Origin of the sequence: Paenibacillus sp. FSL R5-0912, from assembly GCF_000758605.1 — a bacterium.
In the GTDB taxonomy this organism is placed as follows: Bacteria; Bacillota; Bacilli; order Paenibacillales; family Paenibacillaceae; genus Paenibacillus_AQ.
Genome location: NZ_CP009282.1, coordinates 633,478 through 651,446, shown reverse-complemented (window position 1 = coordinate 651,446; position 17,969 = coordinate 633,478). Strand labels below are relative to the sequence as shown.

At 52.5% G+C, this 17,969-nt stretch carries 20 protein-coding genes and 1 riboswitch; of the genes, 6 read left to right on the top strand and 14 right to left on the bottom strand.

Annotation, left to right across the window (positions count from 1 at the left end; all coding sequences use genetic code 11):
- Positions 1-6: 6 nt before the first annotated feature.
- A complete protein-coding gene (locus R50912_RS02860) occupies positions 7-1,554 on the bottom strand; it encodes a spore germination protein (RefSeq protein ID WP_197073028.1) in 1,548 nt (515 codons plus the stop codon).
- A 281-nt stretch (positions 1,555-1,835) separates the two neighbouring features.
- On the opposite strand from R50912_RS02860, the gene R50912_RS02855 reads away from it, so the two are divergent.
- Positions 1,836-2,222, top strand: a complete 387-nt coding sequence (locus R50912_RS02855; protein WP_081956354.1) for an MGMT family protein — start codon at positions 1,836-1,838, stop codon at positions 2,220-2,222.
- On the opposite strand, the gene R50912_RS02850 is transcribed toward R50912_RS02855, so the two are convergent.
- The 8 genes from R50912_RS02850 to R50912_RS02815 form a co-directional block, all read right to left on the bottom strand.
- A complete protein-coding gene (locus R50912_RS02850; protein ID WP_042232287.1) occupies positions 2,198-2,899 on the bottom strand; it encodes a DUF1361 domain-containing protein in 702 nt (233 codons plus the stop codon). The two genes, R50912_RS02855 and R50912_RS02850, sit on opposite strands and share 25 nt — an antisense overlap.
- 216 nt (positions 2,900-3,115) lie before the next feature.
- Complete coding sequence (locus R50912_RS02845) at positions 3,116-4,894, bottom strand: SulP family inorganic anion transporter (RefSeq protein ID WP_042232285.1); 1,779 nt, start codon at positions 4,892-4,894, stop codon at positions 3,116-3,118.
- A 108-nt stretch (positions 4,895-5,002) separates the two neighbouring features.
- Positions 5,003-5,329 (bottom strand): ArsR/SmtB family transcription factor, encoded by a 327-nt coding sequence (locus R50912_RS02840; RefSeq protein WP_039306638.1) that lies wholly within the window; start codon positions 5,327-5,329, stop codon positions 5,003-5,005.
- Between the two features lie 111 nt (positions 5,330-5,440).
- Complete coding sequence (locus tag R50912_RS02835; RefSeq protein ID WP_042232283.1) at positions 5,441-5,818, bottom strand: hypothetical protein; 378 nt, start codon at positions 5,816-5,818, stop codon at positions 5,441-5,443.
- 64 nt (positions 5,819-5,882) lie between these two features.
- Positions 5,883-7,511, bottom strand: a complete 1,629-nt coding sequence (locus tag R50912_RS02830; RefSeq protein WP_052415942.1) for a phospholipase D-like domain-containing protein — start codon at positions 7,509-7,511, stop codon at positions 5,883-5,885.
- 271 nt (positions 7,512-7,782) lie between these two features.
- Positions 7,783-8,079: a putative quinol monooxygenase gene (locus R50912_RS02825; RefSeq protein ID WP_042232281.1), complete on the bottom strand. Its 297-nt coding sequence runs from the start codon at positions 8,077-8,079 to the stop codon at positions 7,783-7,785.
- A 58-nt stretch (positions 8,080-8,137) separates the two neighbouring features.
- Positions 8,138-8,773 carry a nitroreductase family protein gene (locus R50912_RS02820; RefSeq protein ID WP_042232279.1) on the bottom strand — a complete coding sequence of 212 codons (636 nt, stop codon included), beginning with the start codon at positions 8,771-8,773 and terminating at the stop codon, positions 8,138-8,140.
- Between the two features lie 39 nt (positions 8,774-8,812).
- Complete coding sequence (locus R50912_RS02815; RefSeq protein WP_042133283.1) at positions 8,813-9,241, bottom strand: MarR family winged helix-turn-helix transcriptional regulator; 429 nt, start codon at positions 9,239-9,241, stop codon at positions 8,813-8,815.
- 108 nt (positions 9,242-9,349) lie between these two features.
- On the opposite strand from R50912_RS02815, the gene R50912_RS02810 reads away from it, so the two are divergent.
- Positions 9,350-10,129 (top strand): carbon-nitrogen family hydrolase, encoded by a 780-nt coding sequence (locus R50912_RS02810; protein WP_042232276.1) that lies wholly within the window; start codon positions 9,350-9,352, stop codon positions 10,127-10,129.
- 513 nt (positions 10,130-10,642) lie between these two features.
- Here the strand turns inward: R50912_RS02810 and R50912_RS02805 are convergent.
- Positions 10,643-11,548 carry a lipoate--protein ligase family protein gene (locus R50912_RS02805; protein ID WP_052415941.1) on the bottom strand — a complete coding sequence of 302 codons (906 nt, stop codon included), beginning with the start codon at positions 11,546-11,548 and terminating at the stop codon, positions 10,643-10,645.
- Positions 11,549-11,835: 287 nt separating this feature from the next.
- On the opposite strand from R50912_RS02805, the gene R50912_RS02800 reads away from it, so the two are divergent.
- Positions 11,836-12,738 (top strand): CHAD domain-containing protein, encoded by a 903-nt coding sequence (locus R50912_RS02800; RefSeq protein WP_042232273.1) that lies wholly within the window; start codon positions 11,836-11,838, stop codon positions 12,736-12,738.
- 179 nt (positions 12,739-12,917) lie between these two features.
- Here the strand turns inward: R50912_RS02800 and R50912_RS02795 are convergent, their stop codons facing one another.
- The 4 genes from R50912_RS02795 to R50912_RS02780 form a co-directional block, all read right to left on the bottom strand.
- Positions 12,918-13,259 (bottom strand): thioredoxin family protein, encoded by a 342-nt coding sequence (locus R50912_RS02795; protein ID WP_042232270.1) that lies wholly within the window; start codon positions 13,257-13,259, stop codon positions 12,918-12,920.
- Between the two features lie 62 nt (positions 13,260-13,321).
- Complete coding sequence (locus tag R50912_RS02790; RefSeq protein ID WP_042232267.1) at positions 13,322-13,687, bottom strand: MerR family transcriptional regulator; 366 nt, start codon at positions 13,685-13,687, stop codon at positions 13,322-13,324.
- 137 nt (positions 13,688-13,824) lie between these two features.
- The gene (locus tag R50912_RS02785; protein ID WP_042232265.1) at positions 13,825-14,460 is read right to left on the bottom strand and encodes a ThuA domain-containing protein; all 636 of its coding nucleotides are present in this window, start codon (positions 14,458-14,460) and stop codon (positions 13,825-13,827) included.
- Positions 14,461-14,533: 73 nt separating this feature from the next.
- Positions 14,534-15,256 carry an SDR family NAD(P)-dependent oxidoreductase gene (locus R50912_RS02780; RefSeq protein WP_042232263.1) on the bottom strand — a complete coding sequence of 241 codons (723 nt, stop codon included), beginning with the start codon at positions 15,254-15,256 and terminating at the stop codon, positions 14,534-14,536.
- A 233-nt stretch (positions 15,257-15,489) separates the two neighbouring features.
- On the opposite strand from R50912_RS02780, the gene ytxJ reads away from it, so the two are divergent.
- From ytxJ to R50912_RS02765, 3 genes are all read left to right on the top strand, one after another.
- Positions 15,490-15,816, top strand: coding sequence for a bacillithiol system redox-active protein YtxJ (gene ytxJ, locus R50912_RS02775; protein ID WP_039306673.1), 327 nt, complete (start codon positions 15,490-15,492; stop codon positions 15,814-15,816).
- Positions 15,813-16,055: a glutaredoxin family protein gene (locus tag R50912_RS02770; protein ID WP_042232260.1), complete on the top strand. Its 243-nt coding sequence runs from the start codon at positions 15,813-15,815 to the stop codon at positions 16,053-16,055. Before ytxJ ends, R50912_RS02770 begins: the two co-directional genes overlap by 4 nt.
- Before the next feature lie 699 nt (positions 16,056-16,754).
- A riboswitch (cyclic di-AMP (ydaO/yuaA leader) is annotated at positions 16,755-16,922 on the top strand.
- 176 nt (positions 16,923-17,098) lie between these two features.
- Positions 17,099-17,542 (top strand): hypothetical protein, encoded by a 444-nt coding sequence (locus tag R50912_RS02765; RefSeq protein ID WP_042232257.1) that lies wholly within the window; start codon positions 17,099-17,101, stop codon positions 17,540-17,542.
- Positions 17,543-17,969: the final 427 nt, after the last annotated feature.

The following is a 17,969-nucleotide window of genomic DNA, read 5'->3' as shown; positions in this document are numbered from 1 at the left end:
AAATCCTCATGACCGCTTTGCCGGCTTCTTGGATGGCTGCCGCCTCATATTGCGCGCTCCAATCATTGCGGGACGCAGGTACATATCCCACCATGGCGCCCGAATGGCTGTATCCTTAATATCCTGCGGACGGATGGAGCCTACTCCGAGCATGTAGGGAACCCCGAAGGAGCGCATGCTCATCAGGTGAATCACCAGGCCGAGCAGGCCGAAGTAATATCCGTATATCCCCAGGAAAAAGGTCACCAGAAGCAGTCCCAGCCTGACAATAATTAGCGGTCCGGTCAGCCGCGGATTGAGCAGTGTCGTGATTCCCGTTAATCCCACGACAATAACCATCGGTGCACTGACAATTCGCGCATCAACAGCAGCCTGACCCAGAACCAGTGCTCCTACGATACTGACAGCCTGGCCAATGGAGGTTGGAATACGGGCTCCCGCTTCCCGCAGTACCTCGAAGATTGTAAGCATAATTATCGCCTCAACTATCGTAGGGAAAGGCACTGACATCCTGGCATTGGCAATGCTTAACAGCAGCTGCGTCGGAACCATCTCCTGAGCATAGGTAACCAGTGCAACATACCCGGCGGGTATGCTGACCGACATGAAGGCTCCAAGTACTCTAAGCAGCCGGTTAAAGGAGGCAAAATAATAATTAATATAATAATCCTCGCTGGCCTGAAAATTCTCCACAAACACATACGGCAGTGTTAATACAAAGGAAGTCCCCTCAATGAGAAGAGCAATTCTTCCCTCCATAATCTTGCCAACTACAGAGTCCGGCCGTTCAGTACTGCCGATCAGCTCGAAGGGTGAATAGGGTTCGTCGCGGATAAGCTCGGCAAGATAGCCTGTATCCAATAAATGGTCAATCTCCACACGCTCCAGACGTGTATAGAGCTCCTTAAGAATGTCGGGGGAGGCCAAACTTTCCATGTAGCAGATGCAGGTCTGTGTCTTGCTGCGTGTTCCGATATTGGTGAAGACAAATTTCAAATCAGAGTTCTGCACTCTGCGGCGGATAAGGGTAAGATTAACGAGCAGCGATTCGGTAAAGCCTTCTCTGGGACCTCGCACCGCTTTTTCCGTCTCAGGCTCTGCTATTGAGCGTGTCTCCCACCCTTGGGCATTGATATTGAGCGCCCCGGCATAGCCGTCTAAGAGAAATACGGTCTTCCCGCTCACTACTGCACCGACCAGTTCTTCCAGCTCCGTAGAGACCATAATGTCACTGATATTGATAACTTCCATACGGATTTTCTCCATCAGCTCGGCAGGATTTCCACTCTCTTTCTCTGAGAATTCATAGTTCATCACCGGCTTAGTAATCCCATTCTGAATAAGATCCCGGTCAATCATTCCCTCCACGTAGATTAAACCGCAGCGGACCGGTACGCCGTGTTTATTCTCAATGACCCGGACCCTCAGGGTGCCGTCGTTGTTAAATATCCTCCGGAACAGCGCTATCGTATCATCCAGCGAAGGACTCAGCGGCTGGTAAGAAGATATTTTGCCGGCAGATTCATTATTCATTGCAGCATCCTTACTCTTCACAGCAGTCACCCCTGTCGCATTTCTATTGCTCTGATTATCCCCCGTCTCTCTAACTCCTATTCGCCATAATTATGCTGTAGAGGAAGAACTCAGGCTTAGGCAACGAACAGCAAAAAGCCCCTGTCTGTGCAGACAGAGGCTTGGCAGGGCAGGACCGGGAGAACTATTATCAGGCTATCGCAACTGCTCCATCCCGGCAGATGCTCTATGCAGCGCTTTATGTTATGGTTGTCCTAAGTACATACAGCGGATAGTTCTATTACAGACAAAGGAGCCTGTACATGACACCATTCACCAAAAGAGTGATCACCATTATTCAGTCCATTCCGGAAGGAGCCGTCATGACCTACGGTGGAATCGCCCGCGCGGCCGGAAGTCCCCGGGGAGCCAGGCAGGTAGTGCGCATTCTGCACTCCATGAGCAGGAAGTATAAGCTGCCGTGGCATAGGGTCATCAATTCCAAAGGAATGATCTCGCTTACCGAAGACGAATCCGGCTCACTGCAGCAGCTGTATCTGCTGGGTGAAGGGATTGTTATTGACGAGCGAGGAGTGATTGACCTTGCACGTTATCAGTATCACCCAGGACCCGGGCTGGAACTGGAACTAGATCCGGAGCAAGATTCCAACCTTTACGCTGAAGATCATCTTCTGCCGCCCTTCGAATAAGCTTTGCCGCTCCCGCTGGCAAGACCGTTCAGCAGACAATATAGCGTAGCATAAATCACCAGCAGCACAAAGGCTACGAACAAGCTGAAGAATACAGACTGCTGGTTCAGACTGGTGATCACCAGCTGATACAGCTGATGGCGGTCTGTCAGCACATCCCAGCTGTTCAAGCGGTAGACTCTGCCCAGTAGAACGCCATAACCGCCCATTACGCAGGCAAACAGCACGAAGATCCAGGACAGCACCCCATTGGTCTTGCGGTAGATCACATGCTGGAACTGGTACAGGGAGAAGAATCCGGTCAGCCAGCCGCTCCAGGTGAACAAGAGCAGGGTGGTCAGATCGTACCAGTACCGGTTCTGGATCGTCCCGCCGACGATGTATTTGCTTTTGCGGATGGTTAAATGCACGAGGTCAGTCATAATATAGGGCGCATTCGGGAAAAAGAGCATCCAGGCTATACCGAGCGGCAGAATCAGCAGCCCCCCGATCTTCCGCTTATCCAGCTCATGCGCGGCCATGGAGAAGAAGAACGGCACCCAAGCCAGAAACAGATTCCAGAGCAGAAAAGCATAGAACGTATCCGTCCGCAGCGAAACTACGCGATATACGGCAAGTGTCGCTGCCGTCATTCCAACCAGTAGTATAAATACCTTCGAATAATTCAGTTCCTTCATGAGAGGATAATCTCCTTACCTTGTTATATAGTTCAGCTATGTACACACTTCAATTGTCTTTTCACTCTTCTAATTGTACAAATATGGAACCGCTTAGTCCAACATTGTATGCGGCAGCTATACAAACAGCCCGGACGCGTAAATGTCCGGGCTGGAGCTGTTGCTATTGATGTTATTAATGTTAAGTCTGTATCAGCAGGAAACGGGTTCCGTTATCTACACCCCGCCGCTCAGCTTCCTGGCGACAGCCGGAGTACGCCCTTTGAAGGCTGCGCTGCGCGGGTAGGCCTCATCAAGCCCTGAGAATGCACTGCATTCTCTGAAGGCAGCATGCTTGCAGCCCAGGCAACGGCTGTAATCAATGCTTCCCAGCGCTTCATTGATCGCTTCCCCTGTATGATCATAGAACTGGGCAGCCCCGATTCTGTCATACAGACCTGTCTTCTTCAGCAGATCCAGCGGCTGGCTCTGGATACCGGAGATCATCAGTCTTCCGCCATCCGCGTGCAGCTGCTTCACCAGACCGGCCAGATTGGCTTCACCGGTGGTGTCCATTAGCGGCACCTTCCCCATGCGAAGCAGAATGACCTTCGGCTGATCCGGCCCAAGTCCCGGCATGGTACTGTCGAAGCGGTAGGCGGCTCCGAAGAACAGCGGTCCTTCGACATTATAGATTCCGATCTGCGGACAATCGTGGCTGTCCGTCACCATATGTGCCTCAACCTTCACGGAGGAAGGGTCCGGCAGCACTTTGGAGACCATGTGTACTTCTCCCATACGCTTCACGAAGAGTATCACCGCAAGCACCAGCCCCACCTCTACCGCCAGCGTCAGATCCGCAAACACAGTCAGCAGGAAGGTAATGAACAGCACCAGTGAATCCCCCGTCTTCAGCTTAAGCAGGTGAAGGAATTCCTTACGTTCACTCATGTTCCAGGCCACGACCATCAGGATCGGGGCCATCGCGGCCAGCGGAATGCTGGAAGCATAGGGTGCGAATAACAGCAGAATCAGAAACACAACAACGCCGTGAATGATACCGGAGAGCGGCGAAGCCGCACCGCTGCGGATATTGGTGGCCGTTCTGGCGATCGCTCCGGTCGCTGGTATTCCGCCGAACAACGGCGCAGCAATGTTGGCGATCCCTTGGCCGACCAGCTCGCGGTTGCTGTCATGGCGGCTGCCTGACATGCCATCGGCGACTACTGCGGACAGCAGCGACTCAATGGCGCCCAGCATCGCAATGATGAAGGCCGGGCGGATAAGCAGTCTGATCTTCTCCCAGGTAATGACAGGGAAATGAAAGCTCGGCAGTGTATTGGGGATATCCCCGTAAGCTGAACCGATCGTAGTCACCTTGCCGCTGAAGAATAGAGCAGCAATAATCGTAGCGCACAATAGCCCGATCAGAGAACCGGGCACCTTCGGCGCGAAGCGCATCCCCAGCACTACGACAGCCAGACAAATCGCTGCTGTCAGGATACTGTACAGATTGATTGTCGAGATATGGGCGCCGATCTCTTTCATATTGTCCAGGAAGCTCTCATGCCGCTCCATATCCCTAAGACCCAGAAAGTTGGCAATCTGCCCGCTGAAGATAATAACGGCAATTCCTGCCGTGAACCCGATTGTCACCGGCTTCGGAATGAACTTGATCAGCACCCCGAGCCGCAGAACGCCCATCACCACGAGAATGACCCCAGCCATCATTCCGGCAATCAGCAGATTCTCGTATCCATACTGCATGGCAATAGCGAATAAAATAGGAATAAACGCACCCGTAGGCCCGCCAATCTGAAACTTTGTACCGCCGAATAAGGAAATGAGAATACCGGCTACTATGGTCGTATAAATTCCGTACTCCGGTTTGACACCGGAGGCAATAGCAAATGCCATCCCCAAGGGGATGGCAATCACGCCGACAATCGTCCCTGAAATAATATCCTTACGCAGAGAAGCAATATTATAGCCTTTAAAACGGCCCCACCCTGTCATCATTTAACCTTCTTTTCTTTGAATATCTGATTATTTGAATATAAGACTCACATTACTCCTGCCTGCCGTTCTTGTCAACGGGGTAATCAGCCCCCCGGGAAGCCGGGGTCATTCGCTGCGGATGCCTTCAAGCAGGGAGATGGTGTTTACAAGATGATTGTCGAATATTTGTTTGGCTACAGCCAGAAGGTCTTTGATGAGAGGATCTCTGAGGGCATAAATTACGGTGGTTCCTTCCTTGACACTGGCCACTACGTTCTTGGCACGGAGTACGGCCAACTGCTGGGATACGGCAGAGCCTTCCGAGCCGAGGATCGCCTGCAGCTCATTCACATTCTTCTCGCCTTCACTGAGCAGCTCCAGAATGCGAATCCGCATCGGATGAGCCAGCGCCTTGAAGAATTCCGTCTTAAATTGTTGAATATCGCTGTTCATGGGACTTCTGCTCCTCTTGCTATACTTTCTAATGTATATTATCTTAGCTCATTTAGCTGAAGGTGGCTATGCCGGACAGGAAATAGTTAGTCCGGTATCCGCCCCGCAGGCTCAAAGATTGACAGGGTACAGCATGAGCTCCCCGGTTCTGATCTCCACGAATCCGCCCAGCGCCATCGGTTCACCCAGGCAATCGAACATGATTACATCGCGGCCAAGCCGCAGATACCCGGTGCCGTCCTCCTCAATATTCTCCAGTATACCCGTCAATATGACAACCTTCCCGTCCATACGTATCTCAAAGCGGCCTCCGTGCGCCGGCACAATATCCACCCAGCGCATGAACAGCGAGGGCAGCTCAAATTCAGCCTCGCAGGCCTCCCCGGCAGCCACAGCGGCACCGCGCCAGGTTCCTCTGCCCTCGCCGAATTCGGACGCGAAGAGTACCTCATCCTTCTTCAGGCTTGTCCCAAGTATGTTAATGTTCATCCTCTTTAGCTCCATCTTCATATGTTATACCGCTCATTATACATGACATGGACCAGCAGGCATATCAGGTGTAATTATGCGTCGCCTTGTTCAGATACGTGCTGGGATGCAGCCAGGGGTACTTGAAGAATTCGTGCTTGTCGCTGATTTTACGGGATACCCCAAGATCATAATCTATCATCCGTTTCACCTTGTCTGCGAACGGCTCACTCTTAACCAGCATTCCCATTTCAAAATCGTGGCAGGCACTTCGTTCGTTGATATTATAGGAGCCGTGAAATACAGCCCGCGCTCTGTGGTCATAAGTGATTTTCCAGTGGGAGAAGCGTTCTGTAAAGCTGTAGTCATAGAAGGACACCCCATTGCAGAAAGGAATGTACATATTGCTGCGCACAGCTGCCTTGTTCGTAGGATGATCATTGACCTCAAGCGAATTGCATATCGAGATATGGCAGGAACACTCCGGTCCAACTTCACCGAGCCGGTCCCAGAAATCTTGGTCGATTAGGTAAGGATTCACAATAATTGTCTCTTCGGCGGCATACGTAAGCAAATCCAGATAATACTGCTGAATTAGATTCACCGGATTTCCGGGAAAACTTAGAAAGAGCGTGCATTCTTCCCCGCCGAATTCATAGTTTCCTGCAGGGTGGTAGAACGGCGCTTCCACCTCAAAGTGATCTCCTCCAAGCAGAAGCCACCTGGCGTGAAAAGCCTCATTCAGCGGCCGGGCAGCCTCCCCTTGAATCCGGAAACAGCCGTCATGCCACTCCTCTTCCCTGGAGGGAATCCCAAGCGGTCGTCCGTCTATCTGTTCAGTTGCCGATTCCTGGATAGGCGTCGCAAAAGTATATTGGTCACCGATATTCAGACTGCCTATAACGGAGGTTATCCCGTCAATGACCATAAATTTACGGTGGTCGATCACATTCAGCCCGGTAATTATCACATCCTCCTGTACCTTGTCCTGCAGAAAGAGGATACTTTCAGGGACGCCCTGAGACTTCAGTTCCTCACGCTTCACTGCCCATTCCGCAGCAGCGTAGCAGGAATGAAATGTATCTTTCAGCCGGGCTCCTGCCTGCTCAAGAACTTCTGCAATCTCAGAGAAACTTCCTACTTCAAGATTACTTCCGTATCCCATGGCGGTGACGGTGTAATTCACCAGCATCCGGACTTCTACTCCCCGCTGAAGCGCATAAAGCAGCTCCGAAGCGATCAGATTTCCCGAATGGTCATTGAAGAACAGCATCACGGACAGATGGATATAGCGCTGTGCATTGCGAATCTCTTCCAGCAGCATCTCCAGGCACTGCGGCCCGTTCACATAAGGATCTACCCGGTTATGCCGGGTAGTCTGCGGCGCCAGCGCTCTAAGCTTGCCGGAATCGAGGCCGGACACGGCTGATGCGAGCTGTTCAAGCAGCTCCGGGCTGAATCCGGGAAGCTCCTCCAGCTGCCGGACATCGGTGATCACACCCCCATGCTGTGCCTGCCGGTAAGCGCGGACAACCGCACTGTCCAGAATAGGCTCAATAATAGAATCGGCGGCGTCCGTGTTCTTAGCGATAGTTCTTAATGAGCCGCCGGATATCCGGTAATTCACGTAATCCGCGAGATCCTGCCGAAGCCGTTCATCCCACTGCGCTGCAGGTAATTGCGGCAGTTGCTTGTTCCTATGTATATTTCCCATTCGATCCCCTCATCCCTTTCATCCCCCACTCTCTTCAGGTCCTGCCTGCGCGTTACAGCGCGTGTAAGGGTAAGCTTAGTTACCCGGCACGCCTGTTTTATAAACGTTCTGCTTCTTAGCAATGTTTTCTTCCAAATCCTGCTGCGGATGCAAAATGGGAAACCCCGGCAGCCGTTAGGACTGCCGGGGTTTCCCAGGGGGGATATTAGCTAGCTTAGGAGAGCTACAGAACTATAGCCCGGAGGGCATGCTCCCCCTCTTCAAGCCGGAATTATTTGCTCAATTCTTCAGCGTTATACAGCTTAACATCGAGCGGTGCAGTCAGGAATTCTCCTGCTTTGGCGGCGAAGCCGGTGAAGTGCGGGCTTGTATTATGGGCGGCTACAGCCGCCTGGTCACGCCAGATCTCGACCATAATGTAGGTATTTCCGCCAGCTGTATGCTTATACAATTCATAAGAGATGTTGCCTTCTTCTTCGTGGGTTGCGGCAACCAGGGTCTTGGCGACTTCAAGGAACTCCTGCTCCCGTGCGGGATTTACCTGAAGCAATGCATGGGTAATAATCATCTAGTATTCCTCCTAAGTTTCTTGAATATTAGCTTACACGGCCAGCACTATCCAATGTTTATTTCCACTGGGCAACGGTGTTAACCGGTAGACGGACGGATGCATAGCCTTCTTCAACCGCTTTCCCGACCGAAATCAGCATAACTGGAATATAACGTTCTTTGTCCATATCAAACAATTCCGCAATCTGATCCTTCTCGAAGCCGCCGATCGCGTTCGTGTCATAGCCGTGGGCGCGGGCTGCCAGCATCAATTGCATCGAGACCAGACCCGCATCAATCATTACCGTTTCTCTGTTCACGTCCGCAGGCAGCTTCGCGAAGTGGGCACCCAGGGCAGCCAGCTGTCTTTCTTTTACCTCAGCAGGCATCAGCCCGCGTTCTACCGCAGTCCCGTAGATTTCTTCAGCATAATCGAAGTTGTTCAGATCACCGAATACGGCAATCATTGCTGCGGAGGTTTCTACCTGAAGCTGATTGAATTTGGCAATGGTGGCCAGCTTGGCTTTGGCTTCCGGGCTTTCGATGATAAGGAAACGCCAAGGCTGCATATTCACGGAGGAAGGGGCCAGAGTCGCTTCAGTAAGGATTTCTGTCATTTCCTCTTTGCTGATTTTGACGGAGGTATCGTATTTGCGGATTGAGCGGCGTCCTGTAATAATGCTTGTGAAATCATTGTTTCTGGTTGCGTTCATGAATAATTAACTCCTTTATGGTTTGATTATAGGTGACGGCTACAGTAGATTAATATTATATTGCAGCCGGGTAAGCATCTCTGCGAGTACGGTACGTTCCTGTTCATTGAACCCGGTAAGCAGTTCGCTGATGAAGCGGGTCTTCTCTTCCCGGTAGGAATTAATATGTTCCCGGCCGTGATCGGTCAGGGAGACGAGGGTGACCCTGTTATCGGCAGGATTATTCCGGCGGGCAATCATTCCGCTGTCTTCAAGTCCTCTCAAGTGGCGGGTGACCGCTGCGGCATCGATATCGAGTGTCTTTTGCAGCGAAATCTGGCTGATCTCGGAGACTCGAAACAATTCCTGGAGAAGGCGGAACCGGGTGGGTGTAATGCCAGCACAGCGCTCGAATTTCGGGCTGATTCCCTTATGCAGCGCCTGCAGCAGCTCAAAGATCGTATCTTCATCGGGCAGATGTTCTGTCAAAATTAACCCCCTTACGCAAATATATTGTGCAAAATCTTTTTGACAAAGATTACTTTACACCGAAATCATTGACCCGTCAACTAATTAAAAAACAGAGGAGACCGCCTTATGAAAATAGCCCTGATTCAGCTCGATATAGCATTCGGCAATCCGGAGGTGAATTATGCTGCGGCAGAACGAAAAATTCGCGAAGCCGCCGCCGGCAACCCGGACTGCATAATCCTTCCCGAATTGTGGACGACCGGCTACGATCTGACCCGGCTGGATGAGATCGCTGATCACGGGGGCCAGGCTGCCGGGGCACTGATTTCCAGTCTAGCCCTGGAATATGGGATTAATATCATCGCCGGCTCAGTCGCCGTGAGACAGGATACCGGAGTCACCAATAGCATGTTCGTCTTTGACCGTACCGGAGCACTCGCCGGGCAGTACAGCAAGCTGCATCTGTTCAAGCTGATGGATGAGCATCTCTACCTCCAGCCCGGCTCTGCCAAAGGACTGTTCAAGCTGGACGGCACCTTATGCGCCGGATTAATCTGCTATGACATCCGTTTTCCGGAATGGGTCCGTGTTCATATGTCAGAGGGCGCAGAAGTGCTATTCGTCAGTGCAGAATGGCCGCTGCCCCGCTTATCCCACTGGCGGGCGCTGCTGATCAGCCGGGCTATTGAGAACCAGTGCTACGTGGTGGCCTGCAACCGCTCCGGTTCTGATCCGGCCAACATTTTTGGCGGCCATTCCATGATTATTGACCCTTGGGGAGAGATTGTGAGCGAGGCTTCCGGCAGCGAAGAGATTCTCAGCGGCGAGATCAACCTCGCCAGGGTGCAGGAAGTGCGCGGGCACATCCCGGTCTTCTCCGACCGGCGGCCGGAGCTGTATCTGTAGGGCGGGTAAGACGCCCTCTCCCGGGATTCAGGGGCACTTCTGCCCCTCATTTCAGCCAAGTGACCACTTCCATCAGATTCAGGGGCACTTCTGCCCCTCATTTCCGCCAAGTGCCCGCTTCCCTCGGATTCAGGGGCACTTCTGCCCCTCATTTCCGCCAAGTGACTGCTTCCCTCAGATTCAGGGGCACTTCTGCCCCTCATTTCCGCCAAGTGACTGCTTCCCTCGGATTCAGGGGCACTTCTGCCCCTCATTTCCGCCAAGTGCCCACTTCCCTCGGATTCAGGGGCACTTCTGCCCCTCATTTCAGCCAAATACCCTCCCACCAACCAACTTAAAGGGATTTCCCCCTCCTCCTCCCCAAGCAGCAAAAAGCGCAGGCGAATTTAGCTCGCCTGCACTCGTCTTCATTTGCCTGCACCCTTCTCGTGTGCACCTGTCTGCACTCTTCAATGGCCGCCCGCTCGCCGCTCTCCACGCTCCCAAGGACTCCCGTTACATTGCCTACTTGCTTCAGCGCGCGTATCGCTCCCGCAGCACATGCGCCGCCTGCAGTACCCGCGGATCGCCGTACTGAAGGCTGTAGCCGGTCTCCTGCTGCAGGCGATCCGCAGGCTTCAGCAGCGTGCCCCGGCGGGCAACCGCCTGCCGGATGCCTGCGGTGAAGACTGCGGCCGAATCCGGGCCGCCAAGCTCCCCGAGCGCGGCGATCGTCTCCGGCTGCACGCGGGGATATTCCAGCGATTCGTCCCCGTCCGCTGCCTGTGCATAGAAGCTGCGGATGAGTTCTCCGCGCGCTTGCCCGGAGCCGGACACGACAACAAACGCGTGGACGAAGTACGCATTGCTCTGTCTCCGCTGGGCAATGCCGCAGAACTTGCGGCCGCCGATAGCCAGGTCGAAGTCACCGGGGCAATACGACCCGGTGACTTCTTCGGCACGGATCAGAGCCGCCGCCTGCGGATGGCTCACAGCTACGGCTTCGGCAATCAGCGAAGCCAGCAGCCGGAAATCATCGTGAAAGTCCAGCTTGCCCGGACGTTTGGGCAGCAGCAGGGACACGCTCACGATCCCAGCATCCAGCGGCACCGCAGCGCCGCCTGAATGCCGGACCGCCGTGCGAATTCCCTGCGCCTCAAGCGCCTGCATCGCCGCTCCTGCACGGGGCAGCCTGCTGTCCCGCAGCCCCAGCGCCACACCGCCCGGGTGGCTCCAAAGATGCAGTACCGGCGGAACCTGTCCGGCTCCGACATCCCGGCACAGCATTTCCTCGAAGGCAAACGGAACCAGCATTTCCTGCCCGGATTCCGTTTCCTCCGTTTCCTCCGCTTCCCCGCTCAAATGCGTGAAGAGCACCATCTCTTCAGGCAGCCTGCCCGCCACTCCATTTTCCAGCACATTATAAGGTTCACTTCTCATTCGGATTGCCTGCGAGTCCCACTGACTACCTCTTTCCCGGATACGGCAGGCCGGACACCGCCCTGATCCCGCAAGTTACGCTGCGTATTCCGCTGTGTTGTAATTACACTTTCTTAATTAATCCTATTGTAACCGATCTGCGTCCTGGCCGCGAAGCCCCCGTAATATAGACTCTGTATTTGAAATGGCGGCTGGAACCCGTTATCCTTAGAGGGTAAGAAGATAATCCCAGCCATAAGAATCGCGTTGAAGCTCATGCTATACACAACCCTTAGGAGTGATGCCGCATGACAACCGAACAACTGACAAAGGACAGGCAAGTAAGCAAGGCCAGACAATGGGAGCAGGCAATGAACAAGCTGTATATCAACTTCCGGGACTACAGCCAAGATGTGCTGAAGGGCTTCGGAGATGAAGATATTCATCAGGCCAGAGTCAACAGCCGCAAGCTTCTGACGCTCCTGTCCATTCTTGATCCGGGCCATTCGGCTACGGAAGAGTTGTACAGCACCTTCAAGCAGGCACAGAAGAAGCTCGGCAAGGTACGGGACGCAGATGTACTGATCGCATCGTTCAAGGAACGGCGCAAGGCCGCCAAAGAGGCGGGCGATGTCAAAACCGCCGAACTGCTCACAGCAGTAATCGAACACCAGAAGGCCAAGCGGAAGATATTCCGCAAGAAGCTGGAGGAAGGGCTCCCGAAGCTGTCCGGCAAAGCTCTTGATGCGCAGTGGACCCCTTTTATCGATACACAGCTGGAGCCGCTCGCCGCCAAAAAAGATGCCAATGTGGTCATGCGCGAGCTTGAGGTCGCTTTTGAGCAGAAGAAAAAAGCCTGCAAGACCCTGTTCAAGGGGCCTGAGGCTGAATCGAAGGAAGCCTTCGAAGCTCTTCATGAGCTGCGGATTGCCGCCAAGCATCTGCGCTATACCGCTAACGCGGCCGCTTTTGCGCTGAATCAGAAATTCCATGCCCACGAGGCCATCTACAAGGATATTCAGGAGCAGCTCGGGGTGATTAATGATAAGCGGGTGTGGCTCGAAACACTGAATTCCATTGGACGTGAAGAGCTGGATGTCGGCAAAAAAACATGGGCGGCATTCACCGAAAGTCTGCGCGCAGAGGTACTGGAAGCATTGCACCAGAATGAGGTTGTCCCTGTTGTTCCTGCAGCAGAGAGCACGAAATAACGGCATTATATATATTTCCGGTAAATACAAAGGCAGAACGCTGCATGATCCTCATGCGGCATCCTGCCTTAATTCTTGGGCTGCGGGTGCCAGGAAACGCTGCCTGGGAAGAATCGCGGGCCTGTGCTCCACGATATCGGCGGCAAAGCGGCGCTACCGCCCCTCCCCGTTACAATACCTTAAAGAGTGCCGCGTACCACTCCGGCAACTTTGTTCAACACACCCTGATATACGGATTTTGGCCGCAGGCCGACCAGCTTCTCCACAGGTTGACCTCCGCTGTATACGATCACTGTCGGCATGCTCATCACACCGGCTTCCGATGCAAGCTCCGGCAGTTCATCACAGTCCACCTTAATCATACTTACGTCATCCCCGTATTCGGCATTCAGCTCTTCCAGAATCGGCAGCAGGGTTCTGCAGGGCGGACACCAGGACGCACCGTAATCCACCAGCACGGTTCCGCCGGCCTTCAGCTGTTCACGTACAGCTCCGGCGTTATCGGCAATTATCATAGCCATCTTAAGCCCTCCCACAAAATTTAACATTCAATATTCACAGAAACAACTTCAATCGATCCGCCTTATTCCGCTTCATTCTGCTGCTCTTGCAGAATTGAAGCCATCCGCTCCTGCAGGTTCAGCTTGATCTGATTCAGCTCAATCAGCTGACGTTCAATCTCTTCCAGCTTGCTGCGGTACAGCGGCATCACTTCTGCACAGAACGCCTCTTTATTCTTCAGAACACAGTGCAGGAATCCGGCAATCTCTTCTGTCGACAAGCCAAGATTCAAATACAGCTTAATTGTCTCCACCGTATCCACGGCAAGCGGAGAGTATTCACGGTACCCGTTGTCCTGGCGCAGCGGTTTGATCAGTCCCTGACGCTCATAATATCGCAATGAACGGACGCTTACGCCCGTAAGTGTGGCTAATTCACCTATTTTCATGGTATTCTCCCCGGGGTTCATGAGAAATGGTCTGCCCTCAGTATAAACCCTGACACTAGTGTCAGGGTCAAGGTGTTTTTTTAGAATAAACAAAAGAAACCAGCCTAAGCATAACTTAAGCTGGTCGCCACATTATCTTACAGCAGTCCGGCTGCCCATAACCCGCCTCTGCGGATCATCAGGCGGAACGGCTCTACCGAGAAGGAAGGCAGATGATGGCCGGGCATCAGGTAGACTACCCGCCCTTGTCCGAATTCATGGCACCAGGCCGCCTGCCGCATCGCCCCTCCATGGGGATATTCTGCGAGAATGGTTGATTCGAAGTATGGCACCTGCTCAAAATAGTACGGCTCATCCTCAATCACAAAGTCATTGATACCCTGCATAATCGGATGCTCCCGGTTGGGAATCGTCATATGAAGCGCGGTATAGTCCGGATGATGGGTGAAATGGGCGCCCAGCATTACGCCGAGCTCCTGATTGCGCTGCAGGGAGATTCCGTTGTGCACTACGAGCAGCCCCCCGCCGCCAGCCACATAAGACAGCAGGGCACCGCTCTGCGCAGCGGATAATTTCTCATCAGAGAATTCAGTATAGGAGACCACCAGCTTGCAGTCCGACAATTGTTCCTTGTTCATCAGCCCGTAATCCTCAGTCGAAGCCACCTGAAATTCCGGTTCCAGCAGCTGCTCAATCTCGCGGTCAACTCCGGCGAAAGGATGGTACTTAACCTCGGTATAGCTGCCAAACGCAAGTGCTTTGAAGGAAGTCATTGCATTCACACCTCTCTTGTTACAAAGTTAATCTATAATTTATTAGTCCATTATTTCATATATTGCGCTGCTGTTACCAGGGCCAGTGATTGCCGTCCAGATCGATGTAAACCGGTTCCTCGCCCAGATACTTCTTATGCTCCTGAACAATATTCATGATCTTATAGGCCGACTCCTCCGGAGTTGTCACCGCTTTCAAATCCTTCTCTCCGTATATGCAAGACTGCAGCCACCCGGGATGGAAGACCATGACCTGTCCGCCCAGCATACGCAGATGGTTGTGCATCAGCGAGGACTGCATATTCAGCGCCGCCTTCGACATGCAATAGCCGTACATATTAATCCTTTTATTCCGGCTGATACTGCCGGCCTCTGAGGAGATGTTAATAATCAGACGCTGTTTGCTCTGCAGCAGCAATCCCATGAGCGCATTGCTCACTCTGAGCGCACCGAGTGTGTTCACATTATAGAGCTGCGCCATGGCCTCATCATCCATATCCACGAGTATTGTTGCTTTGTCTGCGCGGTGGATAATACCGGCATTGTTGATAATAATATCGATATGGCCCGTACTGCCGGCAATACTCCGTGCTGCTTCCTTCACACTCTCTGCGCTGCCGATATCAAGAGGGACCAGCATCAGCATGTCCTGGTATTGCGCTTGCAAAACTCCCAAAGCCTCCGATTCTGCTAAATACTGGCCAGCAAAAACTGTGTACTTATTCTCCAGAAGAAAGCGTACCATGTAAAACCCGAGCCCGCGGTCAGCACCGGTAACAAAAGCGACCCTTTTCATGAATTGCACACCCCTCATACCTGCTTATTTATGCGCAGAGCGTTACTGCATCTCTCACACATTAGCATGGCATTTAGCCTTTAACAACATCCCCCAAGGGAGGGGGGGATAAGCCTGCTGAACATTCTTTTGCTTTAATTTTGAACTATGTTACAATCAAGAATAATAGTTGTTAACAACACAATTGTTGACAAGATGCTTTCAAAATTCTATTCCAGAAAGGTGATCCTCTGATGTCTATTCAACAAATCCATACACTGGATGAACTGCAACAATACGTAGGGCAACCCGGCAAAAAATTGCTCTTCAAGCACAGCACCACCTGCCCGATCAGCGCCAAAGCAAATGAGGAGTTCCAGGCCTATACACAGAATTCCGACACGCCTGCCGCCATTGTACATGTTATCGAAGACCGTCCGGTTTCCAATCAGATTGCCGAGGATTTCGGGATTAAGCATGAATCGCCGCAGATTTTCCTGCTGGAGGATGGTGAGGTCCGCTGGAACACTTCCCACTGGAAAATCACCCGTGGCGCCATCAAGGAAGCTGTGGAGCAATGAGCCAGAACGTAATCATCTATTCCACATCCGGCTGCAGCGACTGCAATCAGGTGAAGCAGCTGCTTGAGAGCAAAGGCATTCCCTTCGAAGTCAGAGATGTGATGACCAGTACTGTCTATCAGGAAGAAGTCGAGAAGCTGGGCTTCATGGGTGTTCCAGTCACCGTATCCGGAGACCGGGCTGTCAAGGGCTTCAATCTTCCTGAGCTTCAGGAGCTTATTGAAGCAGCTGGTCATTAATAAGCTTACCCGTATGCAAAAAGGTGCCGCCCTCCCAGCAGGGCCGGCACCTTTTTAGGGTTCAAAATTATTCTGCCGGGAAAAAACTCCGTCATAGCTTCACTCCGTTTCCACACCGCCGGGCGAAGGCATCCACCGATGACGGTTCCAGCAGATCCAGCGCCTCTTTATTGACAGTCTGCCCTTACAGAATCAAATGATAATCCCTGGAGTATGGTCCAAGTCAAGCATTCGGAAAGCGGGAATTAGGCCCTCCGGGATGTATCGTTTGCAGGGCTAGAACGGAAGCATTTTCGTAAAATCAGACTCTAATTCAGGGACAATTTGTAAACCGCCATAATTACCCTAATAACACAATCACGAATCTATTTGCCTGACGGGTAACGCATACAATAACATTTATCTCCCGTTATCTCCCGATTACTCACTAATACACCATTTTTCAAAAATCCATTATCGACGGTATTTCCGTCTAACGCATTAATATTTCCGGAGTTCCCCTGCCACTGCCTCCCAAAAATAAAAAACGGCGATTGAGCGAGATAAACGGATGATAACCGGCCACATATATGGTTTTAGTCTCCAATATTCCTTGCGAAGCAGCAATTTATTGCAAATCCGGCGCAGAAGCACTCTTTTCCATTTTTACAAAGACAATCCTAAAAGGGTATGATTCGTGTTGAAAGTTAACAGCGATAATGTGAATGCACGCTGAATTTCCGCCAAGCGGAAAACGGGGGAACCATCAGGCCGCAGGCCTACTTGGGGTGAATCCGAAGGAGACTTCAATTGCGCAGTCTCAAAAGGTAGGGCGACTCTCACCGTCCGAATCCGACAGCTAACCCCGTAAGCGTAAAGAGAGAGATCTTGATCCGCCACGATTTTGCCCCAGGCTTCTTACGCCTGTAACAAAACCGCAGCAGAGGTCCTCCTCTGTCTGCGGTTTTTTGCGCACTTATTCCGGCGGATCAGCATTTCGGCAAACCAATCAGCTATATATCCAAACAATAAAATCGCCCACATTCAGGAAGGAACGTGTCCACATGCCAGACCCATTATCGACCAAGGCAGCTGCCGCTGCCGGATTCACCGGCTATATTGAGCAATACAGCGGAACCGTATATGCACTTAGCTGTCTTCTGCTGGAGAAGGGCACCCGCGCCGATCAAGCCACAACTGCCACATTCGCGGCACTCTTTGAGCCTTGGCTAAAGGGTAGCATCCAATCGGACTTCTCCCTTGCCGCCTACAGGGAATGCATCCGGCAATGCTCGCTGGTTGCTCAAGACCGCGGCCGCTGCTCTTCTGCCTTGCTCACCTGGGAGGATCAGATTGCCAGCGCCTTATGGTACGGCATCCAGCTGCCGCTGCCCGAGATCAGCCTCATCCTGCAGCGAAGCGTTCCTGAGCTGAAAGCGCAGCTCAGAGAGATTCGCGAACATATGGCTGCTGCGCGGCCAGCTGTCCCGCGTCCGTCGGCGGGATAGGGAAAGCTGCTGGGGCCTGCACCAATAGACTCAGGCAGGCTGCTGCGATCTATGCGGACTGTAGATCCGTTATTTCGTCCGGTCAGGCCATTCAGCGATCCATGCGGACTCAGAGGACCTTAACTAACCCGTTTCGCCTCATTTTGAGCTCCATCGAACAATATAAGCGCTCCTGAGTCCGCAACGAGCAAAAAAGCAGGCTTTTTCACAAAATAAGGTCCTCTCAGTCCGCGTAGCACTACGTATGGGAGAATTCCGCTGACGGCAAGCTAATAAGTTCTCATTCCCTTAAGGCTCCAGGTTACGCTCACTGAAGCTCCCAACTTATACACATGCACGCCTTTGGCAATGTACATTTGCCTGACAATAACGAAAAGCCGCAGCTTCCGCCACGGCTCTCTATTTGCTCTCGTGCCAGCGCTTAAAA